Raw genomic sequence first — 14,405 nt, forward strand, 5'->3', positions numbered from 1 at the left:
GTCCGTCCGAACGCTTACCAACTAGAAATCTCTCTGAACAATCTCTTACTGCAATTGTTGAATTTTCCACCCTAACTGTTCGTCTTTCTTGGCACTTTTCTGAGTAGACTTGTCGCGTATACCAAGGAGACGAATGGTGTCACGTGACGTTTTCATAGATCAACCCCAAGCGTTCGACGGACCAGTCGTGGAAGCAGCCAGTTTTTTAGGCCGCGTTCAGCGATATCTGGACATGGCCCAGTTCCGGGACGTCGCTGTCGATTTGGCCGACGGCCGCCTGTTTATTCTGTCTGAAAGCCGGTTTGAGGACTTGATCGTTTATGGGCAGCATCCGCTTGCCTGGCTCATCGATATCAGCAGCTACCCGACCCACTCGACGCGATTTGGCACATCGATCGAAGATCTTGAAAACCTCATCAGCCATTGGTGCGGCTCGATCATTGATCAGACTGGACGGCCGCATATCGTACTTGACGCGTGGATGTACGATCAGTTCCGGCAAAAACAAACTATAATGCTTGCCTCCGCCCAAAAGTCGGCTCTAAAGGCCTGGTCTGGTGCGGACCGGTCACCACAGGTTCCAAAACCCGATAGGACTTCGACACTCATTTGCCTTGAAACTTTTCGCAAGACAGGCCTCCGCAGACCGCCAACCCTGCCAAGGGATGATCCCCGGTTTGAATTGCCATAGGCGCCGGTCGACAGTCAGGCCTGCCGGTCGTTTCCAGCCCGACCCCGCCCAGGAATGCGCCACACTGCACAATTCATAGTCAGATTGACCTTGCCGAGCCTCGTATACACACCTGAGCCGTCTGTAATTCTGGCATTGTTCTTGCGTAACCATCAATCATGCAATCCTATGAACACTGGAGATGATCTCATGGCCGTAGAAGACAGCACAGGTGAAGCATTAAACCCAACGCTTTGCTTGGCAATGACTGCGAATGAACTGGAAACGGAGCAAAAGCCGTCGCCACGTCAACTTCCGAAAACCGTCTGCAATCCCACAATGGCACTTGCGATCTATGCGAGCCTTTATAACGAAGCGGACGCATCCGGCGAGCGTGCTGGACGCTAAACAGCCCATGCAACGGGTAGTTCAGCAGCGTAACCACAAATAGATGGTTTTCGCGAATTAGCGGCAGCCATACAGCGTTCGCCTTAAAAAGGTGTCAGGCGGTCGTCAATTCTCGCTTTGAACTCTATATAAGCGTAAGTGTGTCCACGGTTCACTCTGTTTAATTTCGGGCTGATGTCTGAGGCGCGGAGACCGATCCGTCTATACAGACACCCAAAAAGCTTTGGATGAGCCGCAGGTCTTTTTTGTCCCGTGGAATAACGACACAGTCCCGGTACTCTTCCGGCATTTCATGCACCGGAATGGCTACCAAATTGTCTGATGGATAGAGGCTGTTTTCCAGAAGTAATCCGACACCAAGACCATGCAACAAAGCTTCCTTGACCATGGGAAAAGTCGTGGTTTTTAGAATGCGCTGGAAGGTGAGATCGTGTTTCTTGATCTTTCGATTTACAACCCGCTGGGTCAGAGACCCGTCCTCGGGCAAGACAAGTGTTTCCGTTTGAAGGTCGACAAGCGAAAGGACTGGCTCTTTCGCCAGCCGGTGGTCAGCCCGCATATGTACCATGTATTTGGATCGCCGGAGCTCATGTGTCACGAGCGCCGGATTTTCCTGAGGTTCGGTGACAATCGCCATATCCACCTGACGTTCGTTCAAGAGCGTCATGGCCGTGGTCCAGTCATAGAGCGTGAAATCGATCTGAACCTTGGGATAGAGCTCTCCATACCGCGCAATGATGGGCATCGCAGGCCGGGGTGCGTTGGCAATCAGTCGAATACTGCCGTCCGTTAGAGCGTTGTAGTCGTTCACTTTTTCCGTGACCAACTGGTCCAGCGTCGCCAATCGGTCAGTAATTGAAAACAGCTCTATGCCTGCTCGCGTCAGCTCCAATCCTTCCCGCCGGCGAATGAAGAGCTGGGTCCCCATCAGGTTTTCCAGTTTGGCCACATGCTGGGTTACAGACGACTGCGTCACATTCAGTGTCTGCGCAGCGCGGGAGAAACTGCGCTCCCGCGCCACATAGGTAAAAGCCTTGATTTGGTAGGGACTGGGCGAAGCGTTCATGACAGTTCCATGTTGTCTGCATGAAAAACACTAGCGGCCATTAGCGACGCTAATATTACGTCACAGATGGTTCAATCACGCTCGCTACGGTGATCGCAACAAGAGGGGCGATCATATGGCGGCCATTTCCATCAAGGCGATCGAAAAAAGTTTCGGCGAAACGCCAGTTCTTGAAGGGATCAATCTCGACATCGCGCCGGGAGAGTTCCTGACGCTTGTCGGGCCATCTGGATGCGGGAAGTCGACCTTGCTCCGGATTTTGGCCGGACTGGAGGCGCCAGGTTCTGGTGACGTTTTGATCGACGGCCGGAAAGTCAATCAGGTGCGCCCCGCTGACAGGAACCTCGCGATGGTCTTTCAGTCCTATGCGCTCTATCCGCATTTGACTGTCGGCCAGAACATGATGACGCCGTTGCGGCTCCGGGACTTGTCGTTTGCCGAACGGCTTCCTTTCGCCGGCCCGCTGCTCGCAAAGTCCAAGTACAAGGCTCTTTGGGCGCAGGTGGCCGAGACGGCGAAAATCTTGCAGATCGATCATCTTCTCGATCGCAAACCCGGCCAACTCTCAGGCGGTCAAAGACAACGTGCCGCCCTGGGCCGGGCGATGGTTCGCAAACCGGCCGGCTTCCTAATGGACGAACCTCTGTCCAATCTGGACGCGGCGCTGCGCATTCACATGCGCTCAGAACTCGCCGAACTTCATCGATCCCTTGCAACGACCTTCGTTTACGTCACGCACGACCAGGCCGAAGCATTGACGATGTCTGACCGGATGGCTGTGATGATGGACGGCAACATCCTTCAGCTCGGCACGCCGGACGAGATTTACAACAATCCGCAGGACATCCGGGTTGCTGAGTTTGTTGGAGCGCCGAAGATCAACCTCTTGCCTGGACATCTGGACAGCAATGGCCATGCCCGCTGCGGCGACGTTGTCTTGACGCGGGTCGCAGCCACCTCTTCAGACACAATTACAATCGGACTGCGCCCGGAACATTTGACACTGTGTAACGACACGGATCCGGAGGCTTTGAAAGGCCGGGTGGTTCACAAGGAAAACCTCGGCGCTGATATCTACCTGCACATAAGCATGAAAGACGGTGCGCATCGACTCGTCATCCGCGCGGCGCCCATAGATGGCGTTGCCGTGTCTATTGGCCAGGACGTTGCCTTCAAACGGCATCACGGTGCCGCCATGATTTTTGAAGCGGGCGGTAAACGGATCGGCCTTGATAACAACGCCGGCACCGCCGTTGCGGAGGTGGCGTGATGCCCCGCTCCAATGCGCATTATTGGTTCGTCGGGCCTGCCCTGTTCCTGATGTTTGTCATTTTGCTGCTGCCGATTGGCATCGCATCCATCATGAGCTTCACGAATTACAGCCTGGGCAATTCCGGCGCTGAATTCGTTGGCCTCGAGAATTACGAGAAGATCTTCACCCGTTCCACCTATGAAAAGATGTTTGGCGCGACTTTCCGCTATGTCTTTGTGGTTGTCCCACTCTCCGTTGGACTGGGCCTCGGCGCTGCGCTGCTTATCAATTCGACCAAGCGCTTCGGTGACCTTTACAAGACAATCTACTTCTTGCCCGTGATGGCTGCGTTGATTGCAATGGCCATCGTTTGGGAGTTCGCCTTTCACCCGACCATCGGAATCGTCAATTCCACGCTGGAGCGCGGTTGCGGCACTGTTCTGGAGGTCTGGGGCTGGTACGCGCACGGGTGTGAGCGGGGCTTCCCGCTCTGGCTGACAGACCGCGACTATGCCATCTGGACAGTCGCCTTCATCGGGGTCTGGCAGGGCTTCGGCTTCAACATGGTGCTCTACCTCGCGGGTCTGACATCTGTGCCGCGTGAGCTTTACCAAGCGGCCGAAATGGATGGCGCAAAGTCGGCCTGGGACCGGTTCCGGCTTGTCACATGGCCGATGCTCGGCCCGACCACGGTCTTTGTCGTCACCATTTCGTTTATCCGCTCGTTCCAGGTCTTCGACACGGTCGAGGCGTTTTATCCGCAAGGCGGCGGACCGTCAAAATCGGTCTACGTCATGATGTTTGCCATCTACGAAAAAGCGATCCAGCAAAATCTCATGGGAATTGGCGCGGCCATTACCGTCGTCTTCCTGGCTTTCGTAATGTTTCTCACGCTCGTCCAGCGCTGGCTGGTGGAAAGAAGGGTTCACTACACATGAGCGACACAACTCTTTCCTCTTCCACCGCGGTTGGACTGCCAGCCTTCCGGTTTTCAGCGGCTGAAACCTTGAAACATGTGGTCTTGATCTTCGGCAGCCTGATCGTGCTGCTGCCGTTCTACGTGATGGTCAGTTACAGCTTCAAAAGCCCGGCTGAGATCATGCAGAACATCGGTGGGTTCTTCGGCGCGCAAGAAGCATTCCGCGACGACTATTGCATCAAGCTCGGCAAGGATGTGGCCGACTGCATGGTGACACCGGTCATCTACAACTACACCACTGCTTTTGAGAAAGCGCCGCTCATCCGGTACCTCCTCAACGGCGTGATCGTAACGGCGTCCATCTTCATTATTCAGGTTCTTGTCGCACTGCCCTGCGCCTATGCGCTGGCAAAACTCCGATTCTGGGGGCGCGACGCTGTCTTCGGACTGGTTCTGTTCAGCCTCCTCATCCCAGTCCATGCCATCGCGTTGCCGCTCTACATCATGCTGGCCAAGGTCGGGCTTACCAACACCTATGCCGCACTGATCATTCCCTGGACGATTTCGGTATTCGGCATTTTCCTGATGCGCCAGTTTTTCATGACCGTCCCCGATGACCTCATCGACGCGGCGCGGATGGACGGCATGAACGAGTTCTCGATCATCTGGAACGTCATGTTGCCGACCGCGATCCCTGCCCTCTTGGCCTTTGCGATCTTCTCGGTCGTTGCGCATTGGAATGATTATTTCTGGCCGCGGATCGTGATCACCGGCGACAGATCACTGTTCACCCCACCGCTTGGCCTGCGCGAATTCAAGGGCGATGCGGATGGCGACAATTTCGGCCCGATGATGGCGACCGCAACGATCATCGTGGCACCACTGATCGTTGCCTTCTTGATTGCTCAAAGACGTTTCATCGAAGGCATCACACTCAGCGGGATGAAATAGACCAAAGAGCTCAAAAACATGCGGGGCCACCCAAGGGCGGCCCCATCACCGAAATCCCGCGAGGGGATCAACCGGGAGCGGACGAGTTTGGCGACCAGCCACTCCCACGGCAACAGACGGAGATTTCTATGAAAAAGACCCTCACCGCAATAGCACTACTGCTGGCAGCCCCCGCTGCACATGCAGACGAAAAAGTAACGATCGAATTCGCTTACCCGTATTCCCATCTTTTTGATGTGACATACGAGAAAATCCTGCCGAAATTCAACGAGCAGTTTCCGAACATCGAAGTTAAGATCCGGGCAACATACGAATCTTACGAGGACGGCACGAACACAATCCTGCGTGAAGCTGTTGCCGGCACGCTCCCGGACGTCACCATGCAGGGTCTGAACCGTCAGGCAATCCTGGTTGAAAAGGGAATTGCCAAGTCGCTCGAGCCTTTCATCCTGAAGGAAGAAACGTTCGAGAAAGACGGCTACCACGATGCCATGCTGAAGCTCGGCTCGTTCAACGACGACATCTATGGCCTGCCGTTTTCTGTCTCCCTGCCAGTCGGCTACTACAACATGGACGTGATGGCGAAAGCCGGAATCACAACTGTTGCCGACCTGCCGAAGTCTTGGGACGAAGTCGTTGAAGTCTGCGGCAAACTCCATGAGGCCGGCGTTAGAAACCCGATGTTCTGGGGCTGGAACATCACCGGGAACTGGTTCCTGCAAGCTCTGATGTGGTCCCAGGACAAGGCGACCATGGAAGGCAATGCGTTCCAGGTTTCTTCCGACGAAGGTCTGAAGTCTCTGGAAACCATGAAAGGCATCTTCCGCGGCTGCGACATGCAGAACATTGAGTGGAAAGCAGCCCTTGCCTCCTTTTCTGCCGGCGAAATCGGCATGATGTTCTGGTCGACATCTGCGCTCGGTGCTGTGGAGCGTGCCAAAGGCGATTTTGAGCTGAAGACCAACGAATACCCGGGCATCGAGGCATCTGGCCCGAAAGGCCTGCCAGCTGGCGGCAACGCGGCCATGCTTGTGTCTTCTTCTGAAGATCCGAAGGTCCTGAATGCTGCCTGGGAATGGCTCAAATTCATCACCTCCGGTGAAGGCGCCGCCGACGTTGCCCGGACCACAGGCTACATGCCGCCGAACAAGGCTGCCAACGAAGTCATCCTGGCGGATTTCTATCAGCAGAACCCGAACAAAGAGACCGCTGTCCGCCAGCTGCCACTGCTGCGCGACTGGCAGGCTTACCCGGGTGACAATGGCTTGGCGATCACTCAAGTCATCTACGACGGGATCGAAGGCATTGTGACCGGCGAATTCGACGACATGGCCGAGCTGCAAGAGCAGCTGGACGAAGAAGTTTCAGATCTTCTGCCGTCCAACTGATCAACCTTCCTTCCTGCGCCGCCCGGTTTACCGGGCGGCGTTTTTCATCACAAAAATAATCGAAGGAGGAAGACATGAAACTTCTCCAACTGACGGACATTCATTTGACCAAACCGGGCGACACGATTGCCGGACGGGATCCGAATGAGAATTTCCGAAAAGCCCTTGGTCATGCCGTTACCCATCATCCTGACGCCGAAGCCATTTTTATTACCGGCGATCTCTCTGATTGGGGCGACAAGGACGATTATCTACGCCTGAAAGCAGAAATCGCCGAATGCCCGCTCCCCATTCATTTATGCATTGGCAATCACGACGAGCGGGATGTTTTTTTGTCTGTGTTTCCGGAAGGCGCGGACGAGAACGGATTTGTTCAAGCGATTGTTCCATTGAGTGAAGGAACGGCAATTCTGTTGGACACCTGGGGACCGGACACCCATGCCGGGTTTTATTGCTCCAAACGGCAAGACTGGCTCGATCGGGAGCTTTCCAAGGCCACGGCCCCGGTTTTTTTGTTCATGCACCACAACCCGGTGCCAATTGGCATTGCGCCCATGGACAAGATCATGCTGCAGGACGCAGACGGATTTGGCCAAGTCGTAGCCCGGCATGCAGCCAAGATCCGGCATATCTTCCATGGGCATTGCCATCTGCCTCTGGCTGGTTCCCTGCACGATATTCCCTTTAGTGCACCGCGCGGCACCAATCATGCGGGATGGCCGGATTTCGCCAACAAGGGCAATCTCGCTGGATCGGACCTGCCGGAGAGTTATGCGGTCGTTCTCGCCGAGGAAACTTCGACCATGATCCACATGATTGAATATGGATATGAGGGCACCGTTCGCCGTGAAGGGTCTCCCGATTACGCGGACTGGGACCGCCTCACCATGGTGCGTTAGTGCGCCCTACCAAGAGAAATAGAAACAGCGGCCGTTTGTCTTGCTGAAGTAAAGCGGCTGCTTGTTTTTCGGTCCCGGACTGCCAGCCGGCAAATGGTGGTGTCACCAACGTCCCAAAACGTGCGGCAGGAAAGCATTTGCGGTCCCGGCAGTCTCCATAGCAAGATGCCCTTCAGATCTTCGACAGCCAGAGCTGTTTAAAACATCAAGGGGAAATGAATGTTGCGGGCTCTGTCTGTTCTACCTCTCGTGCTGTTCACCTCCCCGGCATTAGCTTGGGAGTTCCGCGCCAGCCGTGTTTGCGAATTGCTTCACAAGGATGAGACTGCGTCCGTTCGGGTAGTCTTCGACCCAGCAGTACCTGAGTACTTCATCGCCATCACACCGAACCGCCCCTGGACACCAGGCCCGTTCTTTTCCATGCGCTTTGATGGACCATTATCAAACACCATTGCCACCGACCGGCACGTCATTACGCCTGATGGAGGAACGCTCACCGTCACCGATCGAGGGTTTGGCAACGTGTTGGATGGATTGGAATTCAACATCACCGTCACGGCCCTGATGGGCGATCAGGCCGTCCAGATACCGCTCGATGGCGCAGCCCCCGAAGTCCGTGAGTTCCGAGCCTGCGCATCGGGCCTGGGCGTCTGACAGCGGCTTTTTGAGTAGATAAAAGGTTATCTGTGTGTCCCGCAGAGGCGCCAGATTCTCAATGTACTCAGTTGGCTTTCGCTAGGCCGTGCGTCACGGACGCTAAACCTCAGCGATTTGTTTTGGACGGATACTCCAGGAGATCCCGAGCACGCTAGCAAGCAGAATAATCGGGAGAAGGGCCAGCGGGCTCCCGGCCGCGATGAGAGCCGTGCCGGCGGCGCAGGAAATAGATGCTGCCGCCTCTGCGAACGTTGAAGCTTTTGAGGCAACCTGCCGGCGCCGGAAGGTCGTGCGTTTGGCTTGGGCACGAAACCAAAGTTGAACCACGATTGCACTGGCTGCTGCAATAAATGCTCCGGCAGCGGTAACGGCTGCCCCCCAGAGCGATATGAACGCCACGGCCAAGCTGACCGGCAATATTATCGCCGTGACAAGCATGAGAACGGACGCAACTTTCGCCCAAAGCCGTGTAAATGCTGAAATGGGTGCCGTTGCAATGAGATCGGGCGCATCCTCACCGGAGATCGTCAGCCAGGCAAGACCACCGGCAAGCTGACCTACAGCCATGACGACAACAGGGGCGATGATCACGGACGCCTCGGCGGCTTGGCCAAAGCTGACCCAGAGCATCACGGCAGGCGGAATGAGATAGAGAACCTGCATCAACGTCTGGGACACAAGCCAGGGATCGCGGACGATAAGCTTTAGTTCTTTATGTATGAGTGCGCCGAGGGGCGAATAGCCGCGAAAAGCCCGGTTTGATGTGCCGCCACGCGCGGTCTTTTCTGTGACACCAAGTGCCAACACGACAATGCGGCGGAACTGCCTGGCACCAAGCAAAGCCGCCGCCGAGAAGAACACAACAGAGGCAACGAGAAAAAACACCACGGCATTGGCTTGCCCGGCGACTGCATGGGCAGGAAACCACCACACGGACCCCGCGGCTGGCGCATGGTGTGCGAGAAATTCTGAATCAAATAGCGCGAACCGGGACATTGACCCGAAGGACAGGATCGCAACCACCTGCATTCCAATTAAGAAGGCAGCGCCCACGACCGCAGCCAGAACTTGAGCATAGAGCCGCGTGCGCTGCGGTCCGACCGTGCGGAAGAGTGCAAGCGAGATGAGAAGCCCGCCTCCGGTTGCCGTTAGAGATACCGCCAGAAGAACCACGTATCCAGAAAGCCAGCGAACCCCATCCAGGGCCGTTGCAACGTTGATAAAAGGCGAAACGACCAGCGCCGACATCGCCCAGCTTGTCAAAGCCATGATCGTGATGCGCACAAGAAACAAATCATGGGAGGGCGCGGGTGAAGAAAGGATCAAATCGAGATCGTCACGCGCATAAAACGCCCTTGTCACCGACTCCATCGCCTGGGACAGCATCATGGTGAAGCTGAGCAGGACCGTGACCGAAAGCACCGCAAGCGTGGTCTGATTGAGCACAAATATGGCGGTCAGATGAGAGGCCAGAACGGCGTAAGCGATCAGATGCATAACCGCGTAAAAAATGCTGATGCCGATTAGGGCGCGCCACACGCTTTTGCTGCGCCTTCCAGAAAACATCCATGACCAGTCACGCCAAGCCAGCCTTAATTCATGATGCGAAAACCTCATCAAGGCGGAATTTGCCGTGAATTGTCTCATGCAACCTTCTCGTGGAAGCCTGTTGCCTCCTGCGCGGGTGGTTCGCTGCCGGCTTCACCACCAACAATTTCGAGGAAAATGTCCTCCAGAGTGTTGCCATCGGCGCTCGCGCGTTCCCGCAACTCTTCCAACGTTCCTTCAGCAACGAGACGTCCGCGTGCGATTATTCCGATCCGGTCCGCCATGCGTTCCGCGACCTCTAGAATGTGTGTCGTCATGATGATCGACACGCCATGCGCAACAAGTCCGGACAGAACCCTTTTAACCTGCCGTGCAGAACTTGCATCCAGTCCGGTGAGTGGCTCATCGAGGATGATCAAACGCGGCTCATGGATCAAAGCTCCGGCAAGTGCCACCTTCTGACGCATTCCTTTGGAGAACCCGCCACAGCGCTCATTTGCATGGGCCCCAAGTCCGAGAGAGTCGAGCAGGCTGTCCGCCCTGAACCGCGCAAAATCCGGCGGCATGTCCCAGAGACCTGCAACAAATTCCAGGTATTCAAGCGGTGTCAGCTTGTCATAAACCATCGGGTCGTCTGGAACCCAGGCCAGCACTTTTTTGGCGGCAATCGGATCTGCAAATGCGTCGATCCCGCAGATCTTGACAGCACCCGCATCAGCCTGGAGCAACCCCGCAACCATCCGCAGCGTCGTTGTCTTGCCCGCGCCATTCGGGCCCAGCAGGGCAAAGAATTCACCACTTCGCACCGTCAGCGAGAGATCATCAACGGCAGGTTCGTTGAAGCGCTTGTGAAGATTGAGAACCTCAAGGGCGGCAGCACTGGTAGATGGCATCTGTCTCTCGTCAATCGGCGGTTTTTTCCAGATTAATGACTGGACCTTTCTCGAGAGTAAAATCTGCCCCTTTTGCCAGACTCTACAGCCTTCACAGATGTGCCGGTTCACAGCAGCAACCGAAAACTTACGCCTAAAAAACCGTAGCGCGCGCGCTCTACAAGTGTATCAAACAACACCTGATTCTTTGGGCCTCTTTTTCAAAGTCGCCGTTCTTAAGCTACTGGGGAGTTCCGAGCCAGAACGACATGGCCTATATTGGAAACGCGGAGCAAAGGCCGAAACCAAAGACTGGAGAAGAACGTGTCACCAAGCAAGGGCCGGATTGCGCGTCTGATTGATGCAATTGCGACGGAGTTCCAGTCCCATCTGATCGACCTTCGAAACACCTCCACATCCCTTGAAATCAGGGATGGCGCGGTCGAGAAAATGATCTCGCGCCAGGCTCCATTTGGTGTCATCGGCCTGAAGATTTTGGTATCTGACCCCGGCGATGCTGGCCGGTACATCGAGCACGCCTGGAATTTTAGCATCGGGATTACTGGATGCGTGTATACGCTTCTGGATGTCGATTACCAGAACGATGTTTGGATCGGAGATGAAACGTCAGCCGGTTTTGCGGGGCATGAGCACGTTGCCTACAAAACCGCCGAGCAAATGATGGCCTTTCACGGCGATGAATTCGGTATTGGTCAACTCTTCACTGAGAGGGTTGGCGCGTTGTGTCCGAGCTTGCTGGAAAAACCACCTCTGTTTTTCCGTCTACCGCGACGGGCGCCGCCAGCCTACCGATACACACTTGCGCCGGACCACGTCCGCGCAGCCTTGGGTCTCTCAACCGCCGACCCCACCATTTTGCTTGAAATTATGATCAAGGAACACGGGATTGATCCCTACACAATCCTGCTGTCGTTCCAATCGGATACGAATTTCTGGCTGGTTGACCTGCCCGATACACTTGCCGATCGATACCAGCACGGGTTGATGGGTGAAGACCTCGGTGAGCATCATGCCAATCTGGAAGTCGGAGCAACCATTACCGCAGACACTTCCAGAAAGACATACAGGTTTGCCTCCGGCAGCACAGCTGAGGAGACGCGGGATCGCAGCTCTTACTCGATGTCGGGAACCGTGTCGGCGCGCGGATACATGACTCCTTGGACATGAAATAAAGCCGCCGTTGGCCGGCAATAGCCTTGCCCCCTTATCGCAGCTTGCCTAAGAAGGTGAGTTTTGAACTCAATCACTTGCTGTTTGAGTATTGGTGCGGATGGAGGGACTTGAACCCCCACGCCTTGCGGCACCAGAACCTAAATCTGGCGTGTCTGCCAATTTCACCACATCCGCATCGCAGGAGCCTGGACGCTCCGCGTTTGAAGCGGGGCCTCTATAACACTCCGACTTTTTCCGTCAAAGGAAAAATAGCGCGTGAGCCAATTATCACGCAAGACTTGTCCACAAGTGGCGGAGCGGCTCCCTCAACGCTGCCGGCAGATCTTCGGCAATAAGGCCAGGGCCGGCGGCCAGACCGGCCTCCCCGTGCAACCAGACCGCCTGACAGGCTGCTTCAAATGCTGGAACTCCTTGCGCCAGCAGACCAGCCGCGATGCCTGCCAGCACATCACCGGATCCGGCGGTAGCCAGGAACGGCGGCGCATTGCAGTTGATGGCGGCCCGGCCGTCCGGTGCTGCAATGACTGTGTCGGGGCCTTTTAATACAACCGTTGCACCGGAGCGGCGTGCGGCCTCCCGCGCCCGTGCAAGCTTGTTCTGATCAGCCAATTCCGGGAAGAGGCGCATAAACTCGCCGTCATGCGGCGTCAGGATGACCGGTGATCCATTTTCTGTGATCAAATCAAAGAGCTTCTGTGGATTTTCTAAGAAACTGGTCAAGGCATCAGCGTCAAGCACCAGGGACCGCCCTTTCGCGACAATGGCCTCGACAGCGGTCTTTGTAGCCTCTCCGATCCCGTATCCCGGTCCGATCAAAACGGCATTCAGACGCGGATCGGACAGCAGCTCCGGGATCGCTTCAGGACCGGAGACCTTTTTCAGCATAACCGCCGTCAAGTGCGATGCGTTCACCATCATGGCGTCTGGCGGCGAAGCCAGTGTGACGAGCCCTGCCCCGGTCCGAAGCGCTGCCATGGCTGAAAGCCGCGCTGCACCGGTTTTGGCCATGGGTCCACTGAAAACGACCGCGTGGCCTTTTGAGTATTTGTGGCCATTGACCGCCGGGCGCGGCCAGCTAGCCAGCCAGAGGTCCGGTTTGTTTTCAAAGGTCGCGGGCCCGATTGTGTCGAGCACGCCTGTTTCAATTCCGATCTGAGCGACCGTGACCGAGCCGCCTAATCTGCGGCCGGGGAACAGAAGATGCCCTGGTTTTTTCAGAAAGAATGTAACGGTCGCATGCGCCTTGATCGCACTCCCCATGATCTCTCCGGTCGCGCCGTTGATGCCGGATGGCAGGTCCACTGCTAGGATTGCAGCATTTGATCCATTCACAGCTTCCACCAGCTCGGCGGCTGGACCGGACAGCGGACGATCCAATCCCGCCCCGAACAAGGCATCGACTATGACATCGGCCCCGGCAAACCGGTCTGCCATGTTCCCTATCAGCTGATCTCCGGATGTGAGGATCTCGAATGGCAGGGTCATTGCCGCAAAAGCTGCAGCAGCGTCCCCCTTCAAGCCGGATGGCGATGTCAGGAGATCGACCCGGACATCATACCCCTTTTCTGCCAAGAGCCGTGCGGCAACAAATCCGTCGCCGCCATTGTTGCCTGGCCCGCAAAGAATATGAATGCACCCACCCGCCGGTGCATGTTTTGCGGCGATACCGGCTACTGCGGATCCAGCGCGCTCCATCAGATCCAAGCCCGGAAGGCCGCCCTCGATCGTCAAGCGGTCTGCCTGACCCATTTCTTGTGGCGTGAGTAGCGCTGCCGTCATGATAGTCCTTTGTGTGCACAAGAGAATGGAAACTGCTCGGCGTCATCATACGCATCTCTAACGGCAGTTCATCCCGCAACAAGATCAGTCAGAGACCTACCATTGAGGTGGCCACCGGCAAGATCAGGCACCGCAATTCCACTCTTCTGCATATTTTATAATCACAATGTCTACTTTTTATGCATTCCAAACAAGCAACCTCACTCTGACACCACGACTTTTGCGGTAACTTGCTAAAAATAGCGGCGGAATCCTGCCGAGATGGAAAATCTGACGAAAAGAACGACAATTGGCACGCTTCGTGCTTTTTCTTGGCAACAGCTCTCAGCTGACCCGAACCATTGCGTTTTAGTCTGGCGACGGTCCGAAAGAAGAGCGTACGGGCAGCCCCTGCCATTACATGTGGAGAGAGACATACGGTGATGAAAAAGATCGAAGCGATCATCAAACCTTTCAAACTCGATGAGGTCAAAGAAGCTCTTCAAGAAGTCGGCCTGCAGGGCATCACAGTGACCGAGGCCAAGGGATTTGGCCGTCAGAAAGGTCACACCGAGCTTTATCGTGGCGCTGAATACGTTGTCGACTTCCTGCCGAAGGTCAAAGTCGAGATCGTTCTTGGATCCGACATGGTGGACAAGGCCGTCGAGGCAATCCGCAATGCTGCCCAGACCGGCCGTATTGGCGATGGCAAGATTTTCGTCTCCAACATCGAAGAGGCAGTCCGCATCCGAACCGGCGAGTCCGGCACCGACGCCATCTGACACCCACCTGTTCCGGCATTTCGCCGCACACCCAATTCCGG

Annotated in this window: 14 protein-coding genes and 1 tRNA gene; 10 read left to right on the forward strand and 5 right to left on the reverse strand. The window is 55.7% G+C overall.

Features of this window, described 5'->3' with window-relative positions:
- Positions 1 to 133 precede the first annotated feature (133 nt).
- Together SADFL11_RS07300 and SADFL11_RS07305 are read left to right on the forward strand one after the other, a co-directional pair.
- Positions 134 to 691, forward strand: coding sequence for a hypothetical protein (locus SADFL11_RS07300; RefSeq protein WP_040451919.1), 558 nt, complete (start codon positions 134 to 136; stop codon positions 689 to 691).
- 189 nt (positions 692 to 880) lie between these two features.
- Positions 881 to 1,078, forward strand: coding sequence for a hypothetical protein (locus SADFL11_RS07305; protein ID WP_134852942.1), 198 nt, complete (start codon positions 881 to 883; stop codon positions 1,076 to 1,078).
- Positions 1,079 to 1,238: 160 nt separating this feature from the next.
- Here the strand turns inward: SADFL11_RS07305 and SADFL11_RS07310 are convergent, their stop codons facing one another.
- Positions 1,239 to 2,144 carry a LysR family transcriptional regulator gene (locus SADFL11_RS07310; protein ID WP_050776104.1) on the reverse strand — a complete coding sequence of 302 codons (906 nt, stop codon included), beginning with the start codon at positions 2,142 to 2,144 and terminating at the stop codon, positions 1,239 to 1,241.
- Between the two features lie 115 nt (positions 2,145 to 2,259).
- Between SADFL11_RS07310 and SADFL11_RS07315 the strand changes: the two genes are divergently transcribed.
- From SADFL11_RS07315 to SADFL11_RS07340, 6 genes are all read left to right on the forward strand, one after another.
- A complete protein-coding gene (locus SADFL11_RS07315) occupies positions 2,260 to 3,414 on the forward strand; it encodes an ABC transporter ATP-binding protein (protein ID WP_008196123.1) in 1,155 nt (384 codons plus the stop codon).
- Positions 3,414 to 4,334, forward strand: a complete 921-nt coding sequence (locus SADFL11_RS07320; RefSeq protein WP_008190360.1) for a carbohydrate ABC transporter permease — start codon at positions 3,414 to 3,416, stop codon at positions 4,332 to 4,334. Before SADFL11_RS07315 ends, SADFL11_RS07320 begins: the two co-directional genes overlap by 1 nt.
- Positions 4,331 to 5,266, forward strand: a complete 936-nt coding sequence (locus SADFL11_RS07325; RefSeq protein WP_008193638.1) for a carbohydrate ABC transporter permease — start codon at positions 4,331 to 4,333, stop codon at positions 5,264 to 5,266. Before SADFL11_RS07320 ends, SADFL11_RS07325 begins: the two co-directional genes overlap by 4 nt.
- Positions 5,267 to 5,394: 128 nt before the next feature.
- On the forward strand, positions 5,395 to 6,654 hold the full coding sequence (locus SADFL11_RS07330; protein ID WP_008194427.1) for an extracellular solute-binding protein: 1,260 nt from the start codon (positions 5,395 to 5,397) through the stop codon (positions 6,652 to 6,654).
- 74 nt (positions 6,655 to 6,728) lie between these two features.
- Positions 6,729 to 7,553 carry a phosphodiesterase gene (locus tag SADFL11_RS07335; protein WP_008192025.1) on the forward strand — a complete coding sequence of 275 codons (825 nt, stop codon included), beginning with the start codon at positions 6,729 to 6,731 and terminating at the stop codon, positions 7,551 to 7,553.
- 219 nt (positions 7,554 to 7,772) lie between these two features.
- A complete protein-coding gene (locus SADFL11_RS07340; RefSeq protein WP_040451914.1) occupies positions 7,773 to 8,207 on the forward strand; it encodes a hypothetical protein in 435 nt (144 codons plus the stop codon).
- Between the two features lie 102 nt (positions 8,208 to 8,309).
- Here SADFL11_RS07340 and SADFL11_RS07345 read toward each other — a convergent pair whose 3' ends face one another.
- Both SADFL11_RS07345 and SADFL11_RS07350 read right to left on the reverse strand, forming a co-directional pair.
- The gene (locus tag SADFL11_RS07345; RefSeq protein ID WP_134852943.1) at positions 8,310 to 9,749 is read right to left on the reverse strand and encodes a permease; all 1,440 of its coding nucleotides are present in this window, start codon (positions 9,747 to 9,749) and stop codon (positions 8,310 to 8,312) included.
- Positions 9,750 to 9,853: 104 nt separating this feature from the next.
- A complete protein-coding gene (locus SADFL11_RS07350; RefSeq protein ID WP_008188755.1) occupies positions 9,854 to 10,651 on the reverse strand; it encodes an ABC transporter ATP-binding protein in 798 nt (265 codons plus the stop codon).
- Positions 10,652 to 10,954: 303 nt separating this feature from the next.
- Between SADFL11_RS07350 and SADFL11_RS07355 the strand changes: the two genes are divergently transcribed.
- Positions 10,955 to 11,818, forward strand: coding sequence for a hypothetical protein (locus tag SADFL11_RS07355; protein ID WP_134852944.1), 864 nt, complete (start codon positions 10,955 to 10,957; stop codon positions 11,816 to 11,818).
- A gap of 95 nt (positions 11,819 to 11,913) precedes the next feature.
- Here SADFL11_RS07355 and SADFL11_RS07360 read toward each other — a convergent pair.
- Positions 11,914 to 11,998, reverse strand: a tRNA-Leu gene (locus tag SADFL11_RS07360).
- Between the two features lie 93 nt (positions 11,999 to 12,091).
- Complete coding sequence (locus SADFL11_RS07365; protein WP_040451910.1) at positions 12,092 to 13,603, reverse strand: bifunctional ADP-dependent NAD(P)H-hydrate dehydratase/NAD(P)H-hydrate epimerase; 1,512 nt, start codon at positions 13,601 to 13,603, stop codon at positions 12,092 to 12,094.
- A gap of 422 nt (positions 13,604 to 14,025) precedes the next feature.
- Here SADFL11_RS07365 and SADFL11_RS07370 point away from each other — a divergent pair, with 422 nt between their 5' ends.
- On the forward strand, positions 14,026 to 14,364 hold the full coding sequence (locus SADFL11_RS07370) for a P-II family nitrogen regulator (protein ID WP_008195509.1): 339 nt from the start codon (positions 14,026 to 14,028) through the stop codon (positions 14,362 to 14,364).
- Positions 14,365 to 14,405 lie beyond the last annotated feature (41 nt).

The sequence above is a fragment of the Roseibium alexandrii DFL-11 genome (assembly GCF_000158095.2).
Classification (GTDB): Bacteria; Pseudomonadota; Alphaproteobacteria; order Rhizobiales; family Stappiaceae; genus Roseibium; species Roseibium alexandrii.